Source organism: Streptomyces durbertensis (genome assembly GCF_014156695.1).
Lineage (GTDB): Bacteria > Actinomycetota > Actinomycetes > Streptomycetales > Streptomycetaceae > Streptomyces > Streptomyces durbertensis.
The window spans coordinates 1-14924 of the sequence record NZ_WMLF01000098.1 but is presented as its reverse complement, the minus strand read 5'-3'; the positions used below and the strand labels follow the sequence as shown (position 1 = coordinate 14924).

Here is a 14924-nt window from a genome sequence, read left to right as displayed (position 1 = left end):
ACCGAGAACCCCACGGCGGGCCCCACGGCGAACCCCTCAGCCGATCGCTCCGCGAACCGGTCCCGGAGCCCGTCGTGGAGGGCTCCGCCGGGCCGGCGGCGGAGCCCCGCCGGGAGGACGCCACGGAGGTTCCCGGCGGGGGCCGCCAAGAGCGTCCGCCGTCAGCCGCTCACCCCGTCGCGGCGGACCGGCGGGGCCGGTCGGCGGACCGGCGGGGCCGGCCCGGCCCGCCGCACGGCCACGGCACGCCCGGCGGCCGGAACGCGCTGCCGCTCGGCGCGGTCCGGCCGGAGTGCCGGGGTCTGGCGAACGCCGCCGTCCGGCTCGACGCGCCGGCGCTGGACGCGCTGCTGCGCGCCGCGGTCGAGGAGAACGGACTGGTCACCGCGTGGGACGAGGTGATCATGCCGGCGCTGCGGGCGGTCGGCCGCAAGTGGGCGACCTCCGGTGAGCGCTACGTCGAGGTCGAGCACCTGATGTCGTGGCACATCTCCACGCTCCTGCGCCGGATGACCGCGGGCGCGCCCGTCGGCGAGGTGCGCCAGCCGGTGCTGCTGGCCTGCGCGCCGGACGAGACGCACTCGCTGCCGCTGGAGGCGTTGGCCGCCGGGCTGACGGAACGGGGGCTGCCGGTCCGGATGTTCGGCGCGGCCGTCCCGCCGGACGCGTTGGACGAGGCGGTGCGGCGGATCGGGCCGGCCGCCGTTGTGCTGTGGTCGCAGTCGCGGGTGACGGCGGACCGGCGCCTGGCGAGGAGGGTGCAGGCGACGGCGTGGGGGGTGCGCGGCGCCCGGCAGCATCCGGCGCTGCTGCTCGTCGGGCCGGGTTGGGCCGGCGCGGGCCGGGTCGAGGGGGCCTCCCGGCCGATGAGCCTGCGTGCCGCGCTCGACACGCTGACCGCCCTGTGGGGGACGCTGGCGACGGAGCGCTCGGCCTGAGCAGCCGGAGCGGGAGCACAAGGAGGCCGTCCCGGCCGGCTCCCCCGGCCGGCGGATCGGAGGTTCCGCCGAGGCGGCCGTGTGGGGTCGGTGGAGGTTCCTCTAGGCTGCTCGGCGTGAAGGTCCTCGTCATCGGCGGCGGCGCCCGCGAACACGCCCTGTGCCGCTCTCTGTCCCTCGATCCCGACGTCACCGCGCTGCACTGCGCTCCCGGCAACGCCGGGATCGCCGAGGTGGCCACCCTGCACAGCGTGGACGCGCTGGACGGCGGGGCCGTCGCCGAGCTGGCGCTCGGGCTGGGCCTGGGCGCGGACGACCTGGTGGTCGTCGGCCCGGAGGCCCCGCTGGTGGCCGGTGTGGCGGACGCCGTGCGGGAGCACGGCGTGCCGGTGTTCGGCCCATCCGCGCGGGCCGCCGAGCTGGAGGGCTCGAAGGCCTTCGCGAAGGACGTGATGGCCGCCGCCGGAGTGCCGACGGCACGGGCGTACGTGTGCACCACGCCGGAGGAGATCGACGCCGCGCTGGACGCGTTCGGCCCGCCGTACGTGGTGAAGGACGACGGTCTGGCCGCCGGCAAGGGCGTGGTCGTGACCGAGGACGTCGCGGCGGCGAAGGCGCACGCGCTGGCGTGCGGCCGGGTGGTGATCGAGGAGTTCCTGGACGGCCCGGAGGTGTCGCTGTTCGCGGTCACCGACGGCGAGACCGTCGTGCCGCTGCAGCCGGCGCAGGACTTCAAGCGGGCGCACGACAACGACGAGGGCCCGAACACCGGCGGCATGGGCGCCTACTCGCCGCTGCCGTGGGCGGACCCGAAGCTGGTCGACGAGGTGCTGGCGAGCGTGCTCCAGCCGACGGTGGACGAGCTGCGCCGGCGCGGCACGCCGTTCTCCGGCCTGCTGTACGCGGGGCTGGCGATCACCTCGCGCGGGGTGCGGGTGATCGAGTTCAACGCGCGGTTCGGCGACCCGGAGACGCAGGTCGTGCTGGCCAGGCTGCGGACCCCGCTGGCGGGTCTGCTGCACGCGGCGGCGACCGGCCGGCTGGCCGCGTTCCCGGCGCTGCGCTGGGACGAGGGCGCCGCGGTGACGGTGGTGGTGGCGGCGGAGAACTACCCCGCCTCGCCGCGCACCGGGGACGTCGTCGACGGCCTGGCGGACGTCGCCGCGCAGGACGGCCCGGAGGCGTACGTGCTGCACGCCGGCACCCGTGCGGACGCCGACGGCCGGGTGGTCAGCGCGGGCGGCCGGGTGCTGTCGGTGACGGCGACCGGCGCGGACCTGGCGGTGGCCCGTGAGCGCGCGTACCGGGCCGTGGACCGGATCTCCCTGCCCGGCTCGCACCACCGTTCGGACATCGCGCTCCGCGCGGCCACCGAGGCGCGCTGACGCCGCCGAGGCCGGCGACACCTGACAGGGCGCCTGGCAGCAACCTGACAGCCTGATGGACGCCCTGCCCGCCGCGCCGGGCGGAGGCTCCACCGACCACGGGCCCGTATCGGACATACGTCCGATACGGGCCTTAGGGCTCTTAGGGCCCTAACGGCGGATAGCCGGGCACCTCCGGCAACCGCGTTTGCGCAACACCTCTGCCCAAAGCCATTCCATCGAGTGACCGTTCCCCTGAGCGCCTGCCCCGGCGGGGCTCGTCGAACTATGGTTCCGCGCATCGGCCTCACGGACGTCGTCGATCGACTGGCCCACCACGCATTGCGGTGTCGGACCCCGGTGCGACAGTGGGTGGACAGCCCAGGCGTCCCACACGGCAGGGGGTGAGCGGATCGATGGCGGCTCTGGCAGGTCACAGCCGTTCTGCGCGCGATCACGCGCAGTCCGTCCTGCGGATCCGCGGGGCGGTGTTCGCGGCGGCGTTGCTGCCGGCGGCCGTCGCCGTGGTGCTGCTGGCCGGCCGGACGAGCGGCCATCTGGGCCCCGGCTGGGACGGCCTCCGGCGGGTGCTCACGGTCGTGGCGGTGGTGGTGCTGGCGGTGGCGACGCTGCTGGTGGTGCGGATCGCGCGGGCCAGGCCGCCCGCGCAGCCGACGACCACGCTGCCCGAGCGCTGCGCGCCCGACCTGTACCGGATGGTCGCCGATCTGGCCGCCCGGCTGGACGTGCCCGCGCCGTCGGCCGTCGCGCTCACCCCGGACTGCGACAGCTGGCTGGAGGACACCGGTGCGGCGACGCCGACGCTGGTCATCGGTTCGCCGTTCCTGTGGTGGCTGCGGGTCTCGGAGCTGCGAGCGCTGCTCGCGCCGGTGGTCGCCGGCACGGGGCCGTCGACGCATCCGGACGTGGCGGCGGCCCGGCGCCTCGTCCGCGTGCTGGACGCCGCGTCGTCGCAGCCGGTGACGGGCCCGTTGGCGCGGCTGCTGCTGCGGCCGATCGGCCCGCACGCGGCCGAGATGGAGCGGCTGGTTGCGGCGGCGTCCTCCGCGCGGGCGCAGCGGGTGGACCACGGGCTGCGGTTGATGGCCCAGGAGCAGGTCGGGCTGGCCTACGCGGGCTGGGACCGGCTGCTGACGCGGGTGGCCGTGCCGGCCTGGCGGGCCGGGCGGTGGCCGGCGCAGCTCGGCGTCGGCGTGGTGTCCGCGCTGACGGAGCTGTCCCGGCGGGACCGGCTCGCCGAGGGTTTCACCTCCCGCCTCGGCGAGCGGCCGGCCTGCGACCTGCTGGAGTCGCCGGGTGAGATAGACCGCCGGGTGTCGCTGCTGGCCGGCCGGCTCTTCCACGGCGAGCCGACGGAGGCGGGCGCCGAGTGGCGGCCGGTGACGTGGGCCGACTATCCGGAGGAGGTCGTGGACCGGACGTGGCGGGCGGAGGCCGCGCGCCTGTTCGAGGCGATGGACACCGGACGCTGGTCGGGGCCGGGCGGGGCGGTCGCGGCGCCGGAGCCGGCCGAGCCGGCGGTGCTGGGCTGCCGCGCGGGCCCCGCCGGCCCGCCCCGGGCCGGCGGCGGGTACGGGGAGCTGCCCCGGCCGACGCTGTGCCGGGTCATGGACCGGCTGGCGGACGAGGAGGAGCGCTGGACGGTGGCCACGCGCATCAGCGGCCGGGCCGCCCGCGAGGAGGAGCAGCGGCAGGCCCCGCCGGCCGGGCGCGGTGTGGAGCCGGCGCCGATCGGGCTTCCGCCCGCGCCGCCGCGTACCGGCCGTGAGCTGCTGGCCGACCACGTCACGGCGGCGGTGTGCTGCGCCGCGGTGGACGCCGGCAGCGCCCGTCCCGGGCTCGACTGGCTGGACGGCCCGGTGCTGGGGGTGGACCGCGCCGACCGCGCGGCGCTGCGGGAGTGCGTCACGTCGCTGGTGGACGACGGCGACGGCGACCCGTTGCGCGGCTGGCTGGCGAACGCGGGCATCCGCGCGGACAAACCGGTACGGCTCGTATGACGGCTCGTGTGACGGACCGGTCACCGATCGACCGATAATCGCGACGAAAGGTGACCGGAAGGCTGCGTTATGTGATGTGCTTGCAGCACACAGGGTCCGCATCCGGGTACCACGGGCAGCGGGGAGGGGTCGATCGAGGTGGGGACTGGCCGTATCCGGCGCTGGGAGTCCGGCGCGCTCGCACACGCGGTGTCCGATCCCTTCGGGCAGGGGCCGCTGCCGTGGCTGCGCGGCAGCGAGCACTACTTCGACAGCGGCCGCGTCGTTCCGTGGTACGTGGACGAGACGGACCAGGCGGGGCTGGCCGCGGACGGCAGGCTGCTGCCGGCGCAGCGGACCGGCGGCGCCACGCGCACGGCGGACGACGTGCGCTGCCAGATCAAGGGCTTCGTGTCGACGGGTTCGGTGGCGCCGGGCGAGTCCGTCGACTTCCGGGTGACGGTCAACCCGCCGCAGCCGTTCGGCGTGGACGTGTACCGGATCGGCCACTACGGCGGCGACGGCGCCACGAAGATCACCACGAGCCCGCGGCTGTCGGGCATCGTGCAGCCGGTACCGCTGGCCGCCGACCGCACGGTCTCCTGCCACCACTGGTGGCTGTCGTGGCGGCTGCCGGTCCCCGACTACTGGAGCTCCGGCGCCTACGTGGCGGTGCTGACGACCGCCGACGGCCACCGCTCGCACGTGCCGTTCACGGTCCGCGGCAGCCGTCCCGCCGACCTGCTGCTGGTGCTGCCGGACATCACCTGGCAGGCGTACAACCTGTTCCCCGAGGACGGCTCCACCGGCGCCAGCCTGTACCACGCGTGGGACAAGGAGGGCCGGCTGCTCGGCGAGGAGGAGGCGGCCGTCACGGTCTCCTTCGACCGCCCGTACGCCGGCGCCGGGCTGCCGCTGCACGTCGGCCACTCCTACGACTTCATCCGCTGGGCGGAGCGCTACGGCTACGACCTCGGCTACGCCGACGCCCGCGACCTGCACGCCGGCCGCGTCGACACCAGCCGCTACCGGGGCCTGGTCTTCGCCGGGCACGACGAGTACTGGTCGGTGCCGATGCGCCGCGCGGTCGAGGCGGCAAGGGACAGCGGCACGGCGCTGGTCTTCCTGTCGGCGAACACCATGTACTGGCAGGTGGAGCTGCACGCGCTGCCGTCCGGGGACCCGGACCGGCTGCTGAGCTGCCGCAAGCGGCGCGGCCCCGGCCGTTCGCAGCTCTGGCGCGAGCAGGGCCAGCCGGAGCAGCAGCTGCTCGGCGTCCAGTACGCCGGCCAGGTGCCGGAGCCCCGGCCGCTGGTGGTGCGCAACGCCTCGCACTGGCTGTGGGAGGCGACGGGCGCCGCGGAGAACGACGAACTGCCCGGCCTGGTGGCGGGCGAGGCCGACCGCTACCACCCGCGTACCGCGCTGCCGGAGCACACCGAGCGCATCCTGCTGGCGCACTCCCCCTACCGGGACCGCGGGGGCGTCCGGCGCTACCAGGAGACGTCGCTGTACCGGGCGCCCAGCGGGGCGCTGGTCTTCAGTTCCGGCACGTTCGCCTGGTCGCCCGCGCTGGACCGGCCCGGCCACACCGACCCCCGCGTCCAGCGGGCCACGGCGAACCTCCTGGACCGCATCTGCAAACGGGACTGACGGGCCTGACACCCACCGCCTGACACCCGCCGCCTGACGGCCACCCGGCCGGGCACCCCCGTCGAGCAGGGCCCCGGCACGTGGGAGAGAATCGGCGGTACGCCTTCGGCAGAACCCACATGGAGGACCGGTGTCCGGATTCGTCGAGAAGCCCGAGCCCGTGCAGGTGCCCGGCCTGGTGCACGTGCACACGGGAAAGGTCCGCGACCTGTACCGGGACCGGGACGACCGGCTGGTGATGGTCGCCAGTGACCGCGTCTCCGCGTACGACTGGGTGCTGCCGACCGAGATCCCGGACAAGGGCCGCATCCTCACCCAGCTCTCGATGTGGTGGTTCGACCAGCTCGCCGACCTCGTCGGCAACCACGTGCTGTCCACCGACGTCCCCGAGGGCGCGCCCGCCGACTGGGCGGGCCGGGTCATGGTCTGCCGGCCGCTGCGCATGGCGCCGGTCGAGTGCGTGGCGCGCGGCTACCTGACGGGTTCCGGCCTCGTGGAGTACCGGCAGTCGCGCACGGTGTGCGGGCTGGCGCTGCCCGAGGGGCTGGAGGACGGTTCGGAGCTGCCCGCCCCGATCTTCACCCCGGCCACCAAGGCCGACGTCGGCGAACACGACGAGAACGTGCCGTACGAGGAGGTGGCGCGTCGCGTCGGCGCCGAGACGGCGGCCAGGCTGCGGCAGACGACGCTCGCCGTCTACGGCCGGGCCCGGGACATCGCGCGGGAACGCGGCATCATCCTCGCCGACACGAAGTTCGAGTTCGGCTTCCCCGAGGAGAGCGAGGAGGACCCGGACGAGCTTGTCCTCGCCGACGAGGTGCTGACGCCGGACTCCTCCCGCTTCTGGCCGGCCGACCTGTGGGAGCCGGGCCGCGCGCAGCAGTCCTTCGACAAGCAGTTCGTGCGGGACTGGCTGGGCGGCCCGGAGTCGGGCTGGGACCGGAACGGCGAGCTGCCGCCGCCCCCGCTGCCGGCGAAGACCGTGGAGCAGACGCGTGAGAAGTACGTCGAGGCGTACGAGCGGCTGACCGGTACGCCCTGGTCCTGAGCCCTCTGGTCCTGAGCCCCCTCGCCCTGAGCCCTCTGCTGCCCTGAGCCCTCCGCGGGTTCAGGGCGCCAGGCGGCGGGCGAGGTCGAGCGCGTGCTCGTGGTGACCGTCGATGACACGCAGCGCGCCCGCGCAGTCCCCGCGTTCGACGGCCTCGAAGAGGTCGAGGTGGCCGGCCCACAGCAGGCCGTCCAGCGCGCCGAGTGCCCGCAGCGGGGGTACGCAGTACACCCAGCAGTGCACCCGTATGCGCTCCAGGAAGTCCGTCACGTACGGGTTGCCGAGGATCTCGCAGAGTTCCCGCCAGAACCGCAGGTCGTAGCCGATGAGCACGTCCAGCTCGCCGGCGAGCGCGGCCCTGCGGGAGGCTTCCGCGCGCCGCCGCACGGACTTCATGTCCACCCGGCCCACGTCGTGGGCGCCGCCGACGGCCGGGGTCCGGAAGACCCCGCGCACCAGCAGCGCCTGCGCCTCCACCATGCGGCCGTAGTCGGACGGGGTGAACTCGTGGACGCGGTAGCCCCGGTGCTGGTCGGAGTCGAGGAGTCCCTGCGCGGAGAGGTCGACCAGCGCCTCCCGGACGGGTGTCGCCGAGACCCCGTACTGCTCGGCTATCTCCTTGACGGTGAAGTTGCGCCCCGCGAGCAGCCGCCCCGCGAGCACCTCGTCACGGAGGGCATCCGCGATCTGCTGGCGCAGAGTGTTGCGGGTGATCGTGCCGGGCATGGGGGCGTACTCCTCTCTGCGGTCCCGGTCACCTTAGGTCACGTCCGGGTGGGCGGGACCCACCGTGCGGGATTCCTCACGGCACGCGCACGCCGTGGACCGCGATCGGCCGCTCGCCTACCCGGGACGGCCCACCACAGACCCGCGGAAACCGGACGCCCTCCTTCCGGAAGACCCCTCCGCCTTCCCGCCGAGACCTCCGGGCCCGCCGAGACCTCCGGGCCCGCCGGGCCCGCCGGAGCACTGCCCCGAACGTGCGACATCGCCGCCACCGGTGCCGGTGGCGGCGATGGCCCCTCTCGGGGTGGCCCGCCGCCGCGCCCGGCCTCGGGCCGGTGGCCCGGGGCCGGGCGCGGTGGTCGCTCCTCGATCCGGTCGACGCGCCCGCGGTGCGCGGGGCCCGTCGGGGTCCGGATGAGCGGCGAGGGCGACTCGGCGGTCTGTGCTGTGGGTGGGTGAACCGCTCCTTCACCCGATCCGGCTATTCGTGTGGTGGCGGGCGGCCCCTCCTCGGGGGCCTCGCCCGTGCCGTCCGCGCGGCGCTCAGCCGCGCATGCTGGCGAAGGCGACGATATTCGCGTCATAGCCGTTCTCCTTGGTGAAGCCGCCGCCGCAGGTGATGAGGCGGAGCTGCGGGGTCTGCGTCGGGCCGTAGACCCGTTCGTTGGGGTAGTTGTCGTCCTTCTGGTACTGCTCGACCGAGTCGACGGTGAAGACCACCGTGCTCCGGTCGTCACGCTCGATCCGGATCTCCGCTCCCGGCTTGAGCGAGCCGAGCCCGGCGAACGCCGCCGGTCCCTCCACGGTGTCCAGGTGGCCGACGAGCAGCGCCGGCCCCCGTTCGCCCGGGGAGGGGCCGCCCTGGTACCAGGCGACCTTGTCGGCTTCCTTCTCGTCCGGGACCGGGGGCGTACCGTCCTTCTCCGCGTCCGCCGCGAAGACCTCCAGGTACGCGCCCAGTTGGGGGATGCTCAGCCGCACCGGTTCCGCGCGCTCCACCGGCTCGGGCTCCGGGGACGGCGGGCGGGTGTCGACGGCCTCCGGCCGGGAGACGCCCGCCGCGACGGTGGTGCGCTCGTTCGGCCGTCCGGCGCCGGAGGTGTCCTCCTTGACCGGAACGGCTCCGCAGAGCGCCGCCGCGGCGAGTACGGTCGCCATGGCGGCCACCGTCTCCAGGCGGCGCCCGCGGAGCGCGATCCGTTGCTGTCGGGTCGTCATGGATATCCGGGGGCGCTTCACGCCTTGTCGGCGTTGGCCCGACGACGCCAGACCATCAGGTAGCCCGCGAGACCGGCCACTGCCAGACCGCCGGCGGCCGCGGCGGCCGTGGTGGTCGTCGACATGCCGCTGCCGGAGGACTGGGTGCCGGAGGCCAGGCCGCCGAGGCCGGCGTGGGCACCGCCGGAGACACCGCTGAAGGTGAAGTTGCCGGTGAGCGGACGCCCGTCCTTGCAGTAGCCGGTGACCTGGTAGGTCTTGCCCGGGGTCAGGCCCTGGTGCATGACCTTGGCGCTGGCGAACGGGGCGTGGTGGTGGTGACCCTTCTTGTGGGTCGGGTGGTGGGTGGAGCCGTCGGCGGGCTTGCTGTCGTCGAGCATGTTGTTGTGGTCGTGGTGCCGACCGTCGTGGTGCCGACCGTCGTGGTGGTGGTGACGACCGTGGTGGTGGCCGCCGGTGTGCGCCTGGCTGTGCTCGAACGCGAGCGAGGCGACGGTGCCCTGTCCGCCGGCCTTGCAGTGGGCGGTGATCTGCACCGTGGCGCCGGGGCCGGCGGTCGACGGGTGGACGGTCAGTCCGCCGGTGCCGGTTTCGCCACCGGCGAGGGCGGGACCGGCCATCGACAGCACCAGGGCGGCCGAGGCGGCGGCGACAGTGGCGAGAGAGCGCGTCTTCATGAGATGCGGTACCTCCGTGGTCGGCGCGTGCGGAGGCTTTTCCTCCGCGATCGTTCGCGCCGTCGTGACTCATGCGACCAGCGCCTCGGGCGTGCCGCATCCGCTGTACCGCCCGACGGGTGCGACGTTGCGCCAACCGAGGCGTTCTGAGCACGTGTCACGCCCCGCCGGGAGGCCCGGCGGGGCGTGCGGATCGGGAGGCGGCCCGGACGGGCCGTCAGGGGTGACGCCCTGTCAGCCGGTCGCCTACTTCGAGTCCAGGTCGCGGCGGCGGAAACCGGCCAGGCCCAGCGCCAGCAGCCCGGCGGCCAGCGCCGTCAGGGCCAGCAGCGGCGACCAGTCCAGCGCCTCCGCCGGCAGCCGGGGCACGTGGCCGAACGGCGAGAGGTTCCCCGTCCATTCCGGGAACTGGAAGATCTGGCCCAGGTAGCCGACCACAAAGGCGTACACGGGCACCGCCCAGACCACCGGGAGCCAGCGGGGCGCCCAGCCGACCAGCACCGCGGCCACGCCGACCGTCACCCACAGCGCCGGCGCGTACGCCAGCGAGGCGCCCGTGAGCCGGGGCACCAGCGCCCAGTCCCCCGTGGACAGCGCCCCCGCAAAACCGAAACCGAAGCCCGCCAGCAGCAGCATCAGCGCCCCGCCCAGCAGAGCCACCGTCAGGTGCCCGCCGAGCCACCGCTCACGGGAGAGGGCGGTCGCCAGCAGCGGTTCCGCCCGGCCGGCCGTCTCCTCCGAACGGGCCCGCTGCGTCGCCAGCACCGCGTACACGGCCGCCACCGTCGCCGTCACCGTGAGGATCATCGCCGAGAACGAGTCCACGAGTGAGGCGCCGCCGAGGCCCTCCACGGCCTCCTCCAACGCGCCGATCTGCTCGATCAGCGACTCCACCTCGCTCAGCAGCGAGCCGTACGACGCGCCGAGCAGCAGCGCCGCCACCCCGAAGCCGACGAGCAGCCCCCGGTGCAGCCGCAGGGCGAAGCCGAGCGGCCGGGTCAGGTGCCGGCTCGCGGCCGGACGGCCCGGCGCGGCCGGCCGCAGCCCCGCGCCGACGTCCCGCCGCACGCTCAGCGCGTACGCCGCCGCCGCGACCACGAGCAGCAGCGCCAGCGCCAGCAGCAGCGGCCACCAGCGGTCGTGCACATACGGGTAGGTGCGTTGCGCCCAGCCGATCGGCGACAGCCACGACAGCGCGCCGCCGCCCACGTCGCCGGCCGCCCGCAGCAGGTAGGCCGCGCCCACCACCGCCAGCGCCAGCCCCGACGCTCCCCTGGAGTACGGGGTGATCTGCACCGTCACGGCCGCCACGGCCGCGAACACCAACCCCACCGCCGCGTGCGCCGCCCCGTACAGCACCGAGCCGCCCCAGGTCACGCCCTCCACCCCGGAGCCGCCCAGCGCGACCGCGAGCAGCAGCGCCAGCGCCCCGTTCGCGAGCACGGCCACACCCAGCGCCGCCGTCAGGTAGGCGTGCCGGCCGACGACCGCCGAGCGGACCAGCTCGGCGCGGCCGGTCTCCTCCTCCGTCCTGGTGTGCCGGGCGACGATGAAGACGCTCATCAGCGCCACCAGGACGGCGGTGAAGCCGATCATCTGGTGGCTCAGCATCGAACCCAGGTTGTAGTCCGTCAGGTACTCGCGGGGCCCGGAGAGCGCCAGGCCCGCCGGGGTGTCCATCGTCCGCGCGGTCGCCTGCCGCTGCTCCGCGTCGCCGTACAGGTCGACGAAGCTGCTCAGCGAGCCGAGCGTGGCAAGCAGCAGCGTGAACAGCCACACCGGCAGCCGGATCCGGTCGCGCCGCAGGTTGAAGCGCAGCAGCGTGCCGGTCCCGGTCAGCGCCTCGGCCAGCCGGCCGCCGGGGTCGGGAGCCGTGGTCTTCCCGGCCGTCGCGGCGGTCATCGCGACGTCCCGTTCTGGTCCGCCTGCCCGGCCTGCCCGGCCTGCCCGGCCTGCCCGGCCTGCCCGGCCTGTTCGGCCTGTTCCGTCGACCGGCCGTTCGCGGCGTTCAGCTCGTCGCCGTAGTGGCGCAGCATCAGCTCCTCCAGCGTCGGCGGGTGGCTGGTGAGCGCGCGGACGCCGGCCCGGCTGAGATGGCCGATCACCTCGTCCAGGGCGGCACCGTCGACCGCCATGTGCACCCGGCCGCCGTCGACCCGGAGGTTGTGCACGCCGGGCAGCTCGGCCAGCCCGGTGACCGGGCGCTCGGTCTCGGCCTCGACCGTCGTACGCGTCAGGTGCCGCATCTCCTGGAGCGTGCCGGACTGCACGATCCGGCCCTGCCGGATGATGCTCACCTGGTCGCACAACTTCTCCACCTGCGCCAGGATGTGGCTGGACAGCAGCACGGTCTTGCCGTCGGCCTTCGCCCGCAGGATGACGTCCTGGAAGACGACCTCCATCAGCGGGTCGAGGCCGGCCGTCGGTTCGTCCAGCAGCAGCAGCTCGGCGTCGGAGGCGAGCGCCGCGACGATCGCCACCTTCTGCCGGTTGCCCTTGGAGTAGCTGCGGCCCTTCTTGGTCGGGTCGAGGTCGAACCGCTCGACGAGTTCGTCGCGCCGGGCCGTGTTGATCCCGCCGCGCAGCCGGGCCAGCAGGTCGATCGCCTCACCGCCGCTGAGGCCCGGCCACAGCTCCACGTCGCCCGGCACGTACGCCAGCCGGCGGTGCAGTGTGACGGCGTCCCGCCAGGGATCGAGGCCGAGCATGCGGGCCGTGCCGGAGTCGGCGCGTTGCAGCCCGAGCAGGATGCGGATCGCCGTGGACTTGCCGGCGCCGTTGGGGCCGAGGAAGCCGTGCACCTCGCCGGTCCTCACCCGTAGGTCGAGGCCGTCCAGCGCACGGGTCTCACCGAAGGTCTTCACAACGTCGGACACCGAGATGGCCGTGGTCTCCCTGGTCATGCCTCGAAGGTACGCTTGTTTCACAACTTTGTGAAGTTATGGAACGGCTCAGTGTCCCAAGCGGCTGACCTGCAAAGATGGAGCTGTGGTGGAGAAGAGCGAAGAGCAGTCGAGCCCAGAACGGCCCCAGCGGGAGGGCGACTACCCGCCCGAGGTCGCCGACTTCGTCGAACGACTCGCCGCCGACCTCACCGAGGCCGGCTTCCCCCGTATGCCCGCCCGCGTCTTCAGCTGCCTGCTCGCCTCCGACACCGGCTCCCTCAGCTCCGCCGACCTCGGCGAACGGCTGCTGATCAGCCCGGCCGCCGTCTCGGGCGCCGTCCGCTACCTCTCCCAGGTGCACCTCATCGCGCGGGAACGCCAACCGGGCTCGCGCCGCGAGCGGTACCGCGTCCACACCGACGTCTGGTACGAGGCCATGACCAACCGCGACGCCGTCCTCAACCGCTGGATCCACACGTTCAGTTCGGGCGTGGAGGCGGTCGGTCCGGAGAGCCCCGCGGGCCGGCGGATCGCCGAGTCCGTCGAGTTCCTCACCTTCATGCGGAACGAAATGGCCGCCCTGATGGAACGCTGGCGCACCACCCGCCGCGAGAGCTGACCCGAGAGGTCGCCGGCGGAGCGGCCGACGTGGCGGGACTAGGGCAGGAACTGCCGGACCAGCGAGTCGGCCGCCCAGCGCTCCCAGCGCGGCGGGGGCCAGCCCGCCTCCGTGACCAGCGGCCCGTACGTCTCCGGTCCGAGCAGGACGGTCGCGACGTCCGCGACCGCGCCGGGGTCGCGCCCCTCCCGCAGCGGGCCCGCCACCTTCCCGGCCAGCGCTCGCGCGAAACTCAGCTGAACGGTGTGCCGCTGCTCCCGGTTGAGGCGCCACAGCTCCGCCATCTGCTCGTCCGAGGCGGCGGCGCCGCGCACCACTTCGAGCACCGGCGCGGCCCGCTCCATGATCTCCCTCGCGCCCGCCGCCTGCCGGGCGAGCTGGGCCGCCGGGTCGGGCTCGGCCAGCACCGCGCGCGCCCACGGCCTGTCCAGCGTGGCGACCGGGTCCGAGTCGCCGGCCACCGCCGTGTCCAGCAGCTCCCTGAGCAGCGCGCGCTTGTCGCCGAAGGTGAAGTAGACGGTCTGCACGCCGACTTCGGCGGCCTTCGCGATGTCCGCGACGGTCGCGGCCGCCCAGCCGCGCTCGACGAACAACCGCCGCGCCGCGTCGAGCATGCGCTGCCGGGTGCGCCGCGTCTTCTCCGCGCGCGTCAGCACCCCCTCCGCCTCCGCGCCACGCCCCACGCGCGCCCCTCCCGACTCGCCCCGATCCGCCTCTGACTGTAGTGACACTACAGTGTGTTTCACTGGAGTATGACTACAGCGAAATCGGCCGGCGCGGACGGCCACCGGATACTCGTCGTGGGCGGCTACGGCGCCGTCGGCGCCACCGTCACCACCGCCCTGTCCCGGTGGTTCCCCGGACGCGTCCTCCCCGCCGGACGCGATCCGCGGCGCGCCCGGCGCGCCGGCGGCGTCACCCTCGACGTCAGCGACCCGGCCGCCCTGCACCGCGTCCTCGACGAAACCGGGACGACGCTGGTCGTCCTCTGCGTGGAACCACCCGACGAGTCCGCCGCCCGGACCTGCCTCGAACGCGGCATCCACCTCGTCGACGTCAACGCCACCCCGCTGCTCCTCCAGCGCACCGAACGGCTCCACGACGCCGCCCGCGCCGCCGGCGCCACCGCCGCCCTCAGCGTCGGCGTCGCCCCCGGACTGACCAACCTCCTCGCGCGCCGCGCGCACGACGCCGTCGGCGGCGCCGAACGCCTCGACCTCACCGTCCTGCTCGGCACCGGCGAGCACCACGGGCAGGACGCCGTCCGCTGGACCGTCGCCGGACTCGCCGAACCCGCCCCGCACCCGGCCACCGCCCACCCCCTGCGGGTCGAGCTGCCGGGCTTCGGCGCCCGCACCGCGCACCCTTTCCCGTTCTCCGACCAGCACACCCTCCCCGGGACCCTCGACGTCCCCCACGTCACCACCCGGCTGTGCCTGGACTCCCGGCCGCTCACCGCCACGCTCTTCGCCCTGCGCCGCGCCGGCCTGCGCCGCGCACTCCGCCGCCCCGCCGTACGCCGCGCGCTGACCCGCGCCTTCTCGGCCGTCCACCTCGGCGGCGAGGACTTCGCCCTACGCGCCGACGCCCGCCACGGCGACCGGCACGCCGCGTTCGCCCTCACCGGCAGCCGCCAGAGCGAGATCACCGGCCTCGTCGCCGCGCACACGGCAAAGGCGCTGCTCGACGGCCTCACCCCCGCCGGCGTCCACCACCTCGAACAGCTCCCCGCCCTCGCCGACCTCCCCGAACGCCTGGCCTCCCACGGCGTCACCCTCCACCGCCAGCAGCCACCG

General features: G+C 74.7%; 13 protein-coding genes. 7 read left to right on the top strand and 6 right to left on the bottom strand.

Features of this window, described 5'->3' with window-relative positions:
• The 5 genes from GL263_RS09420 to GL263_RS09400 all read left to right on the top strand — a co-directional run.
• Positions 1-938: cobalamin B12-binding domain-containing protein (locus GL263_RS09420; RefSeq protein WP_182855142.1), on the top strand; the 938-nt coding region annotated here is incomplete at its 5' end.
• Between the two features lie 116 nt (positions 939-1054).
• On the top strand, positions 1055-2323 hold the full coding sequence (purD, locus tag GL263_RS09415) for a phosphoribosylamine--glycine ligase (protein ID WP_182855141.1): 1269 nt from the start codon (positions 1055-1057) through the stop codon (positions 2321-2323).
• 395 nt (positions 2324-2718) lie between these two features.
• Complete coding sequence (locus GL263_RS09410; protein ID WP_182855140.1) at positions 2719-4323, top strand: hypothetical protein; 1605 nt, start codon at positions 2719-2721, stop codon at positions 4321-4323.
• Between the two features lie 138 nt (positions 4324-4461).
• A complete protein-coding gene (locus tag GL263_RS09405; RefSeq protein ID WP_182855139.1) occupies positions 4462-5955 on the top strand; it encodes a N,N-dimethylformamidase beta subunit family domain-containing protein in 1494 nt (497 codons plus the stop codon).
• Between the two features lie 130 nt (positions 5956-6085).
• Positions 6086-7003 (top strand): phosphoribosylaminoimidazolesuccinocarboxamide synthase, encoded by a 918-nt coding sequence (locus tag GL263_RS09400; protein ID WP_182855138.1) that lies wholly within the window; start codon positions 6086-6088, stop codon positions 7001-7003.
• 60 nt (positions 7004-7063) lie between these two features.
• Here the strand turns inward: GL263_RS09400 and GL263_RS09395 are convergent, their stop codons facing one another.
• The 5 genes from GL263_RS09395 to GL263_RS09375 form a co-directional block, all read right to left on the bottom strand.
• Positions 7064-7729 (bottom strand): GntR family transcriptional regulator, encoded by a 666-nt coding sequence (locus GL263_RS09395; RefSeq protein ID WP_182855137.1) that lies wholly within the window; start codon positions 7727-7729, stop codon positions 7064-7066.
• Between the two features lie 543 nt (positions 7730-8272).
• Entirely contained in the window at positions 8273-8887 is a 615-nt protein-coding gene (locus tag GL263_RS09390; protein ID WP_182855136.1) for a class F sortase, read from the bottom strand.
• A 77-nt stretch (positions 8888-8964) separates the two neighbouring features.
• Positions 8965-9624: a hypothetical protein gene (locus GL263_RS09385; protein ID WP_182855135.1), complete on the bottom strand. Its 660-nt coding sequence runs from the start codon at positions 9622-9624 to the stop codon at positions 8965-8967.
• Positions 9625-9870: 246 nt separating this feature from the next.
• On the bottom strand, positions 9871-11526 hold the full coding sequence (locus GL263_RS09380) for an ABC transporter permease (protein ID WP_182855134.1): 1656 nt from the start codon (positions 11524-11526) through the stop codon (positions 9871-9873).
• Positions 11523-12527 (bottom strand): ABC transporter ATP-binding protein, encoded by a 1005-nt coding sequence (locus GL263_RS09375; RefSeq protein WP_182855133.1) that lies wholly within the window; start codon positions 12525-12527, stop codon positions 11523-11525. Before GL263_RS09375 ends, GL263_RS09380 begins: the two co-directional genes overlap by 4 nt.
• A gap of 88 nt (positions 12528-12615) precedes the next feature.
• Here GL263_RS09375 and GL263_RS09370 point away from each other — a divergent pair, with 88 nt between their 5' ends.
• Positions 12616-13128: a GbsR/MarR family transcriptional regulator gene (locus GL263_RS09370; protein WP_323379315.1), complete on the top strand. Its 513-nt coding sequence runs from the start codon at positions 12616-12618 to the stop codon at positions 13126-13128.
• Between the two features lie 38 nt (positions 13129-13166).
• On the opposite strand, the gene GL263_RS09365 is transcribed toward GL263_RS09370, so the two are convergent.
• The gene (locus tag GL263_RS09365; RefSeq protein ID WP_323379314.1) at positions 13167-13811 is read right to left on the bottom strand and encodes a TetR/AcrR family transcriptional regulator; all 645 of its coding nucleotides are present in this window, start codon (positions 13809-13811) and stop codon (positions 13167-13169) included.
• A gap of 69 nt (positions 13812-13880) precedes the next feature.
• On the opposite strand from GL263_RS09365, the gene GL263_RS09360 reads away from it, so the two are divergent.
• Positions 13881-14924: saccharopine dehydrogenase NADP-binding domain-containing protein (locus GL263_RS09360; RefSeq protein ID WP_194377302.1), on the top strand; the 1044-nt coding region annotated here is incomplete at its 3' end.